We start from the raw sequence: 12,563 nt of genomic DNA on the forward strand, positions 1-12,563 counted from the left end.
GGGAGTTTTTTTATGGGTTATTTTGTACATTTGCATTTATGTACTTTTTATACAACATACTTGTTTATACTGCACAGTTTTTATTGAAAATAATTGCATTATTCAATAAAAAAATTAAACTTTTTGTGAGTGGGCGTAAAAAAACATTTACACAATTACAACAAGCTATTTTTAAAGAAGATAATGTTATATGGATGCATTGTGCTTCACTTGGAGAATTTGAACAAGGTAGACCTATTATCGAAAAATTAAAGGAACAGAATCCTTTAAAAAAAATAGTAGTAACTTTTTTTTCTCCATCAGGATATGAGGTTAGAAAAAACTATGATGTAGCAGATGTTGTATGTTATTTACCTTTGGATACTGAAAAAAATGCTAAAAAATTTCTTGAAATTGTACACCCACAAACAGCTGTTTTTGTTAAGTATGAATTTTGGCCTAATTTATTGAAAGAACTTAAAACTAAAAATATTGAAACTATTTTAGTTTCAGGAATTTTTAGGGAAGATCAGCTATTTTTTAAATGGTATGGAGGTTGGATGCGAAAATCATTAAATGCTTTTTCACACCTTTTTGTACAAGATGAAAATTCAAAAAAATTATTAAGTTCTATTCAATATAAAAATGTTACCGTAAGTGGAGATACTCGTTTTGATCGTGTTTTAGAGATAACCAAACAAAATAATCAGCTTTCTTTTATTGAAGAATTTAAAGAAGATGCTTTTATATTGGTTGCCGGAAGTACATGGAAAGAAGATGAAGATTTATTAATTGATTATATTAATAATTCAACTTTTGAAAATGAAAAATTTATAATAGCTCCACACAATATAAATTCAAACGATATTAGCGAGTTAAAAAATAGGATTACAAAAAAAACGGTACTTTTTTCAGAAAAAGAACATAAAAATCTTTCAGAGTTCAATGTTTTTATAATAGATACTATTGGAATTCTTACCAAAATATACAGTTATGCCAATGTAGCTTATGTTGGAGGAGGATTTACAAAAACAGGTGTGCATAATGTGCTGGAACCCGCTACTTTTAGTGTACCAATAATAATTGGACCTAATTATTATAAATTTAATGAAGCTATAGAGCTAGTTAAAAAGGAAGCTTGTTTTGTGGTTGATAATTCTCAAAAATTATCCGTACTTTTAAAAACGTTTTTTCAAGAAAAAGAAAATACTATAAAAACAGGTAGTAAAGCAAAGAGTTATGTAATTTCTAAAACAGGAGCTACTACAAAAATTTTAAATTATATAGAAAGATGAGAGAAAAGTTAGACAGCTATTATTCATTTGTTTTTGAAAAAGAATTACTTGATGAAATTGAACAAGTTGGAGTTTATAAAAAACTTCGAGAAAATGAATTATTGGTCGACTTAGGTGATCAAATGAAAGGAGTTCCTCTTTTACTTAACGGAGCAATTAAAATTGTAAGGGAAGATAAAAAAGGAGAAGAAATCTTGTTATATTTTTTGGAAAGAGGAGATACTTGTGCCAGCTCTTTTGCAAGTGCTATATCTAACAATAAATGTGGAATTAGAGCCATAGCCGAAAAAGAATCGGAAATTATTTTTCTGCCAAAAGAAAAATTAGACGAGTGGTTGGTTAAATATAAGTCTTGGAGAAATTTTGTAATTGATAGTTACAATATTCGACTTAATGAAATGATGGAAACTATTGATACATTGGCATTTATGAGAATGGATGAGCGTTTGTATAAATATTTGACAGATAAAGCTCAAATTTTGAGAGAAACATCTCTAAACACAACACATCAAGATATTGCTTACGATTTACATACATCGCGTGTTGTTATTTCAAGATTGTTAAAACAACTTGAAAATGAAGGTAAAATCAAGCTGAATAGAAATAAAATTGAGATTTTAGAATTCTAACTTATGTAACAATAGTTACAAAGAGGCGCGATTTATACAATACATTAGATTATACTAACTAAAAATAATAATTATGGAATTTATAAGTCAACCTTGGGCTTGGTATGTTGCAGGCCCTGTAATTGCGTTGGTCATGTTTTTACTTTTCTACTTTGGCGAACGCTTTGGAGTTTCTTCAAACCTTGAAACATTTTGCTCTATTGGTGGTGCGGGAAAATTTGTAGATTATTTTAAAATTGACTGGAAACAAAATGTGTGGAACTTAATTTTTATTGCTGGTTCAATTGCCGGTGGTTTTATTGCTACCCAATGGCTTTCAACTACAGAAGTAGTAGATATAAACACACAAACGGTTAAAGATTTAGCCGATATAGGTATTGCTAATGCAGGAACATCTTATTTGCCCGATGAGATTTTTAGTATAGAAACTATGCTAACACTTAAAGGTTTTATTATTTTGATAGTAGCAGGGTTTATGGTTGGTTTTGGAGCACGATGGGCAGGTGGATGTACATCCGGACATGCTATTGTGGGATTAAGTAATTTAGAAATTCCTTCTGTAATATCAGTCATTGGATTTTTTATAGGTGGTTTAATAATGACCTGGTTTATTTTACCTCTAATATTTTAAAAAGATGAAATATATTAAGTTTTTTTTAGTAGGCATTCTTTTTGGAATAGTAATGACTAAAGGAGAAATTATATCGTGGTATAGAATTTACGAGATGTTTAAATTTCAGTCTTTTCATATGTATGGAGTTATAGGTTCTGCTGTAGTTCTAGGTATAGTAAGTATGTATTTATTCAGAAAAAAAATGGTAAAAACCTTTGAAGGAAACGAAATACATGTTGCCCCAAAGAAAAAAGGGTTGTATCGCAATCTTTTAGGAGGAATTTTATTCGGATTAGGTTGGGCTTTAGCAGGAGCATGCCCGGGACCAATGTTTGTATTAATTGGTAAAGGTGTTGTTTCAATTTTTATAGTAATTTTTGGTGCTACTTTAGGAGCTTTCTGTTACGGATTATTTAAAGATAAACTACCTCACTAAAAGGTATGTTCACATGAAAATAAATGAAATAGTTACGCAAAGTTTTTCAGATATTTTTGAAAAAAATTTACTTCAAGAAATATATAATTATGGTATTTTAAAACAAGCAACTTCTGAAAAAATAATTTTAGAAATTAGAAGAGAAATAAGCTTTATACCTTTAATTGTTTTTGGAGTTGTAAAAGTAATGAGAAGAGATGGTAAAGGTAATGGCATTTTTTTACATTATTTGTCTGAAAAACAATATAGTGCAATAGCAGTAACTTATGGTCTTGAAAATAAAGAAAGTGAAATTAGATTGGTAGCTGAAAGTGATGTTACTTACATTGCAATACCTATAAAAGTTGTAAATTCGTGGTTTTTAAAGTACAAATCTTGGTCGGTATTTTACAATAAATTAAATCATCAGCAAACATCTTATTTAATTCAAAATATTAATGATATTTGTTTTACAAATTTGGAATTCAGGTTGTTAAAATATTTAGAGCAAACACGTTCAGTTAAAAAAAGAAAAACTATTTTAAAAAAACATTTTGATATAGCACGTGATTTAAATGTATCTCGGGAAGCAATATCCAGAATATTAAAAAAATTAGAAAAAGAAGAAAGAATAACTTTAGGTAGAAATAAAATAATACTCAATTAATGGAGTTGTTAGATAAATTTGGCAGAAAAATTACTTATTTGCGATTAGCAGTTACCGATCGTTGTAATTTGCGTTGTCAATATTGTATGCCTGCACAAGGAATTGATATTGTTGATAGGAAAGAATTATTGTCGTACAAAGAAATGTATCGAATTACTCGTGTGTTATCAGAATTGGGAGTAAATAAAGTACGTTTAACCGGTGGTGAGCCATTTGTTAGAAAAGACTTTGTAAACTTTTTAGAATCGTTGAGTTTTAATGATAAGCTTGAGGAAATCAATATCACAACAAACGGGGCTTTAATTTCAAATCATATAAATAAGTTGGAAGAATTGAACATACATTCAATTAACTTAAGTATAGATAGTTTACAAAAAGAAAAGTTTGCTAAAATTACCAGAAGAGATGTTTTTGATGGTGTTTTTAACACATTTGATTTGTTAGAAAAAAGCAATCTTAAATTAAAATTGAACGTTGTAGTACAATCTGGTTTTAATACCGATGAAATTATTGATTTTATAGAGCTGTCAAAAGAAAAAGAGATAGAAGTTCGTTTTATTGAAGAAATGCCTTTTAATGGAAGTGGAAAAAGAAATGTTGAGGAGGTATGGAATTTTAACAAAATACTGGATTATATAAAAAATCACTATCCAACTATTGAAGAACTTAACTCAAAAAAATCATCTACATCTTATAATTATAAAATACCAAACTACAAAGGTTCATTTGGTGTAATTCCTTCATATACAAGACTTATTTGTAAAGATTGCAATAGAATTAGAATTACAGCCACAGGCTTGTTTAAAAATTGTTTGTTTGACGGTGGCGTTTTTAATGTGCGCGATTTTATTAGAAAAGGAGCAAACGATGATGATTTAAAAGAATTATTTATTTCAACAGTACATCACAAACCCGAAAATGGTTTTATAGCTGAAGCTAATAGAGCAACTAACGTTTCAGAAAGTATGTCTACAATTGGAGGGTAATGAGAATTCCAAAAGTAAAAATTTGTTGTATCAGCAGTATTAAAGAAGCAAATTTAGCCGTTAAAGCAGGTGCATCTGCAATAGGTTTGGTTGGGCATATGCCAAGTGGTCCGGGAATTATAAAAGATGAATTAATTGCTGAAATTACTCAAATTGTACCCAAACATATTGATACTTTTTTGCTAACCAGCGAAACAGAAGTAGAAAAAATTATTGAACACCACTCAAAAGTAAACACAACAACCATTCAAATTGTTGATGCACTCACAAAAGGAACACACCAACAATTAAAAACAGCTTTACCAAATGTAAAAATAGTTCAGGTTTTACATGTTTTAGACGAAAAATCAATTGATGAAGCCATTGCAATTTCAAAAAAAGTAGATTGTATTTTGTTAGATAGTGGAAATCCTAATTTGAAAACCAAAGAGTTAGGTGGTACAGGTAGAGTTCATAACTGGAAAATAAGCAAACAAATTGTTGAAAAAGTAAATATACCTGTGTTTTTAGCAGGAGGTTTATCGTCAATCAATGCAAAAGAAGCTATAGATAATGTGAATCCCTACGGACTTGATTTATGTAGTGGTGTTAGAACTAACGGAAAACTTGATTCAACTAAATTAACAGCCTTTTTTAGGGCTATAAAGCATTAGTAAAATGGAATTAACAACAGTAAAAGAAGCCTTAGAAATAATTTTAAAAAACACTCACGATTTTGGAACGGAAGAAGTAGATTTTTTAGATGCTGTTGGAAGAATTTTAAAAGAAGATATTGTTGCCGATAGAGATTTTCCGCCTTTTGATAGAGTTAGTATGGACGGAATTGCTATTTCTTCGGAAGAATTCAATAAAGGGCAACGGGAGTTTAAAATTGAAGGAGTTCAGGCGGCAGGAAGTGAACAACTTTTACTTCAAAATAAAAATAATTGTATTGAAGCAATGACCGGTGCGATACTTCCTAAAAATACGGATGCTGTTATTCAGTACGAGCAATTAGAAATAACCAACGGTATAGCTAAAATTCTGATTGATGAGGTTAAATATTTAAAAAATGTTCACAAAAAAGGGTTGGATAAAAAACAAGGAGATGTATTAATTTATAAAAATACGCTAATTTCTTCTGCTGAAATAGGAGTGTTGGCTACAGTTGGAAAATCAAAAGTTAAAGTTGCAAAACAACCAAAAGTTATGATTGTTTCAACCGGTAATGAGTTGGTAAAGGTTTCTGAGGTACCTGCAGAACATCAAATTAGAAGAAGCAATGTTTTTACGTTGGTTTCATTGTTAAATAAATTTAAAATAAAAGCAGAGACAGCACATATTTTAGATAATAAAGAAACGTTATTAACTAAAATAGACTCTTTTTTAAATAAGTATGATGTGCTTATTTTTAGCGGAGCAGTTTCTAAAGGAAAATTCGATTTTATACCGGAAGTTTTAGATACTTTAGGTGTTGAAAAATTATTTCATAGGGTAAAACAAAAACCGGGGAAACCTTTTTGGTTTGGTAAAAAAAGAAATACAACAATTTTCGCATTTCCCGGAAATCCGGTTTCAACATTTGTAAGCTGTTTAAAATATTTTTATCCGTGGTATCAAAAATCTGTTGGATTGAATTTTAAAAATAAGCAACAGGCAATTTTAAGTGAAGATTTTTCATTTAAACAAGGACTGACTTATTTTTTACAGGTAAAATTAAATGTTGAAGAAGGGAAATTATTAGCAACACCTGTAGCAGGAAAAGGTTCGGGAGATTTAGCTAATTTAGTTGATGCTGATGCTTTTTTGGAATTACCGGATGATAGAAGTAATTTTACCAAAGGAGAAGTTTTTCCGATACTTATGTATCGTAGTTTTTAATTTTGAGTGTTGAGTTATGAGTGAAAGTATTATTAGTAATAAAAGTTTTCAGTTTTAATTAAAAATAATTCAGCTTTATAAAAAGTTATTAAACGAAAAAGAATTTATTATTTCAAGACAATTACTTAAAAGCGGAACTTCAATAGGAGCAAATATTGAAGAAGCATTAGCAGGACAAAGCAAAAAAGATTTTATTGCAAAAATGTCAATTTCATAAAAAGAAGCGAGAGAAACTAAATATTGGTTACGTTTGTTAAAAGAAAGTGAATTAATAATATTAGATGTAAATGATGAGTTGAAAGCAGTAGAAGAATTAATAAAAATGTTAACAGCTATTGTTAAAACCTCTCAACAAAACATAACTAAAAACTAAACATTTAACACTTAAAACTATAGTAGAAATTGAAAAAACATTTTTCTCATATCAATAAAAAAAACCAACCAAAAATGGTAAATGTTGGTGATAAAAAAGTTACCAAACGTAAGGCTACTGCTAAAGCTGTGATGTTTTTAGGTGAAGAAATAATTGCTTATTTTGAAAATAAGGAGTTAACTACCAAAAAAGGTCCTGTTTTTCAAACAGCAATAATTGCTGGAATTCAGGCTGTTAAAAAAACATCAGAATTAATACCAATGTGTCATCCGTTATTAATTAGTGGAGTTGATATTGATATCAATGTTATAGATATTGAGCATATAGAAATTTTATGTACTGTTTCTATTGAAGGTAAAACAGGTGTTGAAATGGAAGCTTTAACCGGAGCAAATATTGCTGCTTTAACGGTGTATGATATGTGTAAAGCTATTTCTCAAAAAATGGTAATTAAAGAAGTTAAACTAGTAGAAAAATCGGGAGGTAAAAGCGATATTAAAAATGAGTAAACATCAAAAACATACCAAACTAAAGTTAAGAAGTAATGATAATTTTGCACCAAATGAAATTGCAATTGTAGGCACAAAGTGTACTATAGTTTCTAGTTTGGTTCAGCAAATTTCAGAAAAATTACCCCAATATAAATTGGGATATTTAGACGCTTCACACAGTGAAAATAAACCGATGAGTACTTTGCAAACCTATACATTTCATTCACAAGGTTCGGTAGAAATCACTGCTCAAAATTTAGTGAATAAATTCAACCAACGTGTAGAATTTTTTCAGTTAGACTTTTTATTCATTAATGGTAATCATTATCAGGGAGCTAAACAAATTTTGGTATTGGATAATGATAAAGAGGCTTCGGTTTTAAAAAGGCTCAATCAGTTAAATAATGTACAATTTGTTATAAAATTAACAGATGATTCCAACTATTTTGGTTTTTTAGAAGAAAAGTATCCTCAAATTAAAAATTTGCTGTGTTATCAAATAAGTGAAATTGATAAAATAGCTAAGCATATTGAAAATTTAATTAAAGAAAAAACAGCACCAATTAAAGGGTTGGTACTAGCCGGAGGGAAAAGTACCAGAATGGGAACAGATAAAGGAACGCTTAACTTTTATGGTAAAAACCAACGCGATGTAGCAATTGAATTGTTAGAAAAAAATCATTTAAAAACCTATTTATCGGTTAGAGAGGACCAAGAAATTGATGTAAAAAATAAAATTACCGATAAATTTTTAGGTTTAGGTCCGTTTGGAGCAATTTGTTCTGCTTTTCAAGAAGATCCGGATGTGGCTTGGTTAGTATTGGCAACCGATTTGCCTTTTGTGAACGATGAAGTTATTAAATTACTTTTAAAACATCGAAATCCATCAAAAGCAGCAACCACTATAAAAGGTAAAAGCAATCAATTTCCAGAGCCTTTAATTACCGTTTGGGAGCCAAAAAGTTATACGTTAATGCTCAATTATTTAGCACAAGGGTATTCGTGCCCGCGAAAAGTTTTGATTAATGCCAATGTTGAAATAGTTGAAGTTGATGAACATTTTATAAGAAATATCAATACACCTGAAGAATATAAGTCTGCATTTAAAGAAATCAATGAATAATATTTTACACATAGTAAATGGTGATTGTACGGCACAAATTTTAGCTAAAACTTCATTAAAAGGTGATGTTGTTGTATGGAGAGAAATGTTGTGTGAAGGACCTTTACACAAAAATGTGGCAAGTGATGAATTTTGGAAGAAAAGATATGCTTTTTTTGAAGAAGAACATAACATTCAAAAATTAGAGTACTTTGATAAAACCATTAAAGAAATTGTAAAAATTGAAAATATTGAAGCTTATAATGAAGTTGTTTTATGGTTTGAATTCGATTTATTTTGTCAGGTAAATTTATTGGCTTTATGCAGTTATTTATTGCAAAATTTCAGAAAAGACATCAACTATTATTTAGTTTGCACAGGTAAAGTAAAAGGAAAAGAAAAATTGCAAACACTTTCAGATTTTTTACCGGAAGAATATTCGTTATTGTATAAAAATAAAGTGAAATTAACTAGAAATAACTTGTTGTTTGCCGAGAATTGCTGGAATGTGTATGTAGAAAATAATTTAATAAAACTGCAGCAATTTAACTTTGATAAGAGTTCTAAATTTCAATATTTACAACAGGCAATCCTCCAGCATTTAAAACGATTTCCATCGGAAAATGGTTTAAATCAGATTCAAAATAAAATAATGAGCATTATCAATTCTGAAGTATTATCAGCAAAAGAAATAGTACATAAATTATTGATTTGGCAAAGTTCAGCAACTGTTTATGGTTTTGGTGATTTACAATATTACACGTATCTTAAAAAATTGAGTGATTATGTTGAGGTGAAAGATGAAAAGTATTATTTAACTGCCAAAGCAAAATTATTGATAAGCGAATAATGGAAATTAGTAAAGAAGCATATTTCATAAGGCAAACCACACTTCCTGAAATTGGTAAACAAGGTCAGGAAAAATTACAAAACGCTAAGGTTTTGATAATTGGTTGTGGAGGTTTGGGTAGTCCGGTTGCTGTATATTTAGCTGCAAGCGGAATTGGAACGCTTCATTTGGTTGATTTTGATGTTGTTTCGGTTTCCAATTTACACCGCCAAGTTTTTTATAAAACGGAAGATGTTGGTAAACCAAAAGCTGAAATTTTAGCTTCAGAAATAAAAAAAAGAGCACCTTTTACACAGGTAACTTTTAGTAATAAAGAAGTAGATAAAAACTCAATATTAGAGCTTATTTCCAAGTTTGATGTTGTTGTTGATGCAACCGATAATTTACCTGTAAAATATTTGATAAATGATGCTTGTGTAATCGCTCAAAAATCGTTGGTTTATGGCTCTTTATATAAATTTGATGGTTATGTAGCAACATTTAATGTATCTGATAATCAGGGTAATATTAGCTGTAATTTGCGTGATGCTTTTCCAAAAATAGCAACCGATATTCCTAATTGCGAACAAGCAGGAACTTTAAATCCGATAGTTGGAATTATTGCAATGCTTCAAGCCAACGAAGTGATAAAATTGATTACAAAAACAGGTAAATTATTAGCTAATCAGTTGTTAATTTACAATGCTTTAGAAAACAGTCAGCTTAAAATAAAACTCAAAAAAAATGCAGACTTAAATATTCATGAAATTTTTAAAAATTCAACTTATATAGATAAAGATTGTAGTGTTCAGGATCCCTCTATGTTAATTTCAGGTTCAAGTTTAAAAAAAATTGTGAATGATGATAATTTTAAAATTGTAAGCATTTTAAACGAAACGGATATAGAACTTCCATTCAACGTACATCAAAAAATACCGTATGCTATTTTTGATGTTGAAAAATTCAATCCTGATTTTTCAAAAAGCTATGTGATAGTTTGCCCAAAAGGAATTACAAGTTACGATGTAACTTTAAAATTAAAAGATAAATACCCATTACTTTCTGTTTTTAGTTTAAAAAACGGTATTATAAATTATTAAATGCAAAATCCACTAGAATTTTACACAGCTGAAAAAGCACATTTTGAGCAAGAGTTGAAAAAGTTAAAAAAGAAATTAGCCGTTTCAAGCTCATTGCGGTTACTCATTTTTTTAAGTACCATTTTTGGTGTTTATTTCTTTTTTGGCACTATTAAAATTATGATTTCTATTGTAGTGATTGGAGTTAGTTTGTTTATCTATTTAATAGCAAGGCATTCAAACTTGCAATATAAAAGCAACCTAAATAAAGCGTTAGTTGAAATAAATGAAACAGAAATAAAAGTTTTAAATCGAGATTATGTATCATTAAATGACGGAAACGAATTTGTTGATCATTCACATCCATTTAGTTATGATATTGATTTGTTTGGGAAAGGTTCTTTTTTTCAATATTGTAATAGAACTGTAACAAATGATGGTAAAAAGGAGTTTGTTGACAAACTAATTACAAATGATATTACGAATATTAAGGAAAAGCAACTTGGAATTAAAGAATTGAGTCAAAAACCTAAATGGAGACAACAATTTTCAGCTTTAGCAAGTTTGGTAAAAGTAGAACATCCTGCAGAGGAAATAGTAGATTGGATCCATAATTACAAATCCGAATTTCCTAAATTCATATCGTTTTTACCCAAGGTATTTTCTATGATTTCAATTGTGTTAATAGCACTTGCCGTTATGGGAATTATAGCAGAACAAGTGCTGTTACTTTGGTTTTTTGTTGGTTTAGGAATTTCCGGTGCGTACCATAAAAGAGTAAATGAATTGTATAATGATGCAAGTAATACTAAAGATACGTTTAAACAATATCATAAATTATTAAATGAAATTGAATCAATATCGTTTACATCAGAAATTTTGAGAGAAAAACAGCAACAAATTCAAACAGAATCTCAAAAAGCATCAACAATATTTGCGAAATTTTCTAAAGTTTTAGATGCGTTTGATCAGCGTAACAACCTTTTAATTGATTTTTTTGGTAATGCTTTTTTGTTGCGTGATTTACAACAAGTTCATAATGTAGAAAAATGGATGAATAGGTATAAAGATGTTGTGGAAGATTGGTTTAAAGTGATTGCTTTTTTTGATGCACAAAATTCGTTGGCAAATTTTGCATTTAACCATCCAAATTATGTTTTCCCGGAAATTGAAAAAAATAAGGGCGTGATTATTTCTAAAAATTTAGGACATCCTTTATTGAAAGAGTCTGAACGCATTGATAATGATTTTAAAATAGAAAATCACCAGTTTTTTATCATTACCGGAGCAAATATGGCAGGTAAAAGTACTTTTTTAAGAACGGTTTCATTGGCTATTGTTATGGCAAATATGGGTATGCCGGTATGTGCCGAAAAATTTAAGTATTCTCCCATAAAATTGATTACCAGTATGCGAACTTCAGATTCATTAGCGGATAATGAATCGTATTTCTTTTCTGAATTAAAAAGGCTGAAATTTATTGTTGATGAAATAAAAAATGAAGATTATTTTATCATTTTAGATGAAATTTTAAAAGGAACAAACAGTACAGATAAAGCCATTGGTTCGAAAAAATTTGTGCAAAAATTAGTAGCTTCAAACTCTACAGGAATTATTGCTACACACGATTTAAGCTTGTGTGAAATTGAAAAAGAATTATCAGAAGTATTAAATTATTATTTTGATGCTGAAATTATAAATGATGAATTGCATTTTGATTACAAATTAAAAGTAGGCACTTGTAAAAATATGAATGCTTCTTTTTTGTTAAAGAAAATGGAAATTGTTTAAGGATGTGAATTTACCCAAACTTCACCATTTTCAAAATGTTCTTTTTTCCAAATAGGGACCGTTTTTTTTAATGTGTCAATAGCATATTCGCAAGCTTCAAAAGCAGCTTTTCTATGAGCAGACGAAACAGCAATAATTACAGGAATATCACCAATTTTAAGTTCTCCAACAGCGTGGTGAATGGCTATTTTTGTAATTGAAAATTTTTCTAAAGCAGTATCAGCAATTTTTTGAATTTCCTTTAAAGCCATTGGCTCATAAGAACTGAAATCTAACAACGTTACTGTTTTGTTTTCAGTAGAATTTCGAACAGCTCCTATAAAAACAGCTATTCCGCCACAAGAAGCATCTTGTACAAAATCATAACAATCTTGTATATTTAATTTGTTACTTGTAAGTAAAACAGAAGTTTTTTTCATAAACTAAAATCTAAATTAATAACAACTAAAATTAT

The 12,563-nt window shown here is 29.2% G+C and carries 14 protein-coding genes and 1 pseudogene; 14 read left to right on the forward strand and 1 reads right to left on the reverse strand.

The window, feature by feature from the left end; genetic code table 11:
• Nucleotides 1–38 precede the first annotated feature (38 nt).
• The 14 genes and pseudogenes from HGB55_RS06510 to HGB55_RS06575 all read left to right on the forward strand — a co-directional run bounded on the left by HGB55_RS06510 (nt 39) and on the right by HGB55_RS06575 (nt 12,109).
• Entirely contained in the window at nt 39–1,274 is a 1,236-nt protein-coding gene (locus HGB55_RS06510) for a 3-deoxy-D-manno-octulosonic acid transferase (protein ID WP_168815807.1), read from the forward strand.
• Nucleotides 1,271–1,903 carry a Crp/Fnr family transcriptional regulator gene (locus tag HGB55_RS06515; RefSeq protein ID WP_168815809.1) on the forward strand — a complete coding sequence of 211 codons (633 nt, stop codon included), beginning with the start codon at nt 1,271–1,273 and terminating at the stop codon, nt 1,901–1,903. The genes HGB55_RS06510 and HGB55_RS06515 overlap by 4 nt, the downstream gene beginning before the upstream one ends.
• Before the next feature lie 73 nt (nt 1,904–1,976).
• Nucleotides 1,977–2,534, forward strand: a complete 558-nt coding sequence (locus HGB55_RS06520; RefSeq protein WP_168815811.1) for a YeeE/YedE family protein — start codon at nt 1,977–1,979, stop codon at nt 2,532–2,534.
• Between the two features lie 4 nt (nt 2,535–2,538).
• Entirely contained in the window at nt 2,539–2,952 is a 414-nt protein-coding gene (locus tag HGB55_RS06525) for a DUF6691 family protein (RefSeq protein ID WP_168815813.1), read from the forward strand.
• A gap of 13 nt (nt 2,953–2,965) precedes the next feature.
• Nucleotides 2,966–3,598 carry a Crp/Fnr family transcriptional regulator gene (locus tag HGB55_RS06530; RefSeq protein ID WP_168815815.1) on the forward strand — a complete coding sequence of 211 codons (633 nt, stop codon included), beginning with the start codon at nt 2,966–2,968 and terminating at the stop codon, nt 3,596–3,598.
• Complete coding sequence (moaA, locus tag HGB55_RS06535; protein WP_168815817.1) at nt 3,598–4,584, forward strand: GTP 3',8-cyclase MoaA; 987 nt, start codon at nt 3,598–3,600, stop codon at nt 4,582–4,584. Before HGB55_RS06530 ends, moaA begins: the two co-directional genes overlap by 1 nt.
• On the forward strand, nt 4,584–5,237 hold the full coding sequence (locus tag HGB55_RS06540; protein WP_168815819.1) for a phosphoribosylanthranilate isomerase: 654 nt from the start codon (nt 4,584–4,586) through the stop codon (nt 5,235–5,237). Before moaA ends, HGB55_RS06540 begins: the two co-directional genes overlap by 1 nt.
• A gap of 4 nt (nt 5,238–5,241) precedes the next feature.
• Nucleotides 5,242–6,444 (forward strand): molybdopterin molybdotransferase MoeA, encoded by a 1,203-nt coding sequence (locus tag HGB55_RS06545; protein ID WP_168815821.1) that lies wholly within the window; start codon nt 5,242–5,244, stop codon nt 6,442–6,444.
• Between the two features lie 67 nt (nt 6,445–6,511).
• Nucleotides 6,512–6,817: pseudogene (locus HGB55_RS06550) on the forward strand (four helix bundle protein).
• Between the two features lie 29 nt (nt 6,818–6,846).
• Nucleotides 6,847–7,326 (forward strand): cyclic pyranopterin monophosphate synthase MoaC, encoded by a 480-nt coding sequence (gene moaC / locus HGB55_RS06555; protein ID WP_211047357.1) that lies wholly within the window; start codon nt 6,847–6,849, stop codon nt 7,324–7,326.
• On the forward strand, nt 7,319–8,431 hold the full coding sequence (locus HGB55_RS06560; protein WP_168815823.1) for an NTP transferase domain-containing protein: 1,113 nt from the start codon (nt 7,319–7,321) through the stop codon (nt 8,429–8,431). Before moaC ends, HGB55_RS06560 begins: the two co-directional genes overlap by 8 nt.
• Nucleotides 8,424–9,260: a DUF1835 domain-containing protein gene (locus HGB55_RS06565; protein WP_168815825.1), complete on the forward strand. Its 837-nt coding sequence runs from the start codon at nt 8,424–8,426 to the stop codon at nt 9,258–9,260. The genes HGB55_RS06560 and HGB55_RS06565 overlap by 8 nt, the downstream gene beginning before the upstream one ends.
• Entirely contained in the window at nt 9,260–10,339 is a 1,080-nt protein-coding gene (locus HGB55_RS06570) for a HesA/MoeB/ThiF family protein (protein ID WP_168815827.1), read from the forward strand. Before HGB55_RS06565 ends, HGB55_RS06570 begins: the two co-directional genes overlap by 1 nt.
• The gene (locus HGB55_RS06575) at nt 10,340–12,109 is read left to right on the forward strand and encodes a DNA mismatch repair protein MutS (protein WP_168815829.1); all 1,770 of its coding nucleotides are present in this window, start codon (nt 10,340–10,342) and stop codon (nt 12,107–12,109) included.
• Here the strand turns inward: HGB55_RS06575 and HGB55_RS06580 are convergent.
• Nucleotides 12,106–12,528, reverse strand: coding sequence for a molybdenum cofactor biosynthesis protein MoaE (locus tag HGB55_RS06580; protein WP_168815831.1), 423 nt, complete (start codon nt 12,526–12,528; stop codon nt 12,106–12,108). The two genes, HGB55_RS06575 and HGB55_RS06580, sit on opposite strands and share 4 nt — an antisense overlap.
• Nucleotides 12,529–12,563 lie beyond the last annotated feature (35 nt).

The organism is Lutibacter sp. B1, from assembly GCF_012524075.1.
Taxonomy (GTDB): domain Bacteria; phylum Bacteroidota; class Bacteroidia; order Flavobacteriales; family Flavobacteriaceae; genus Lutibacter.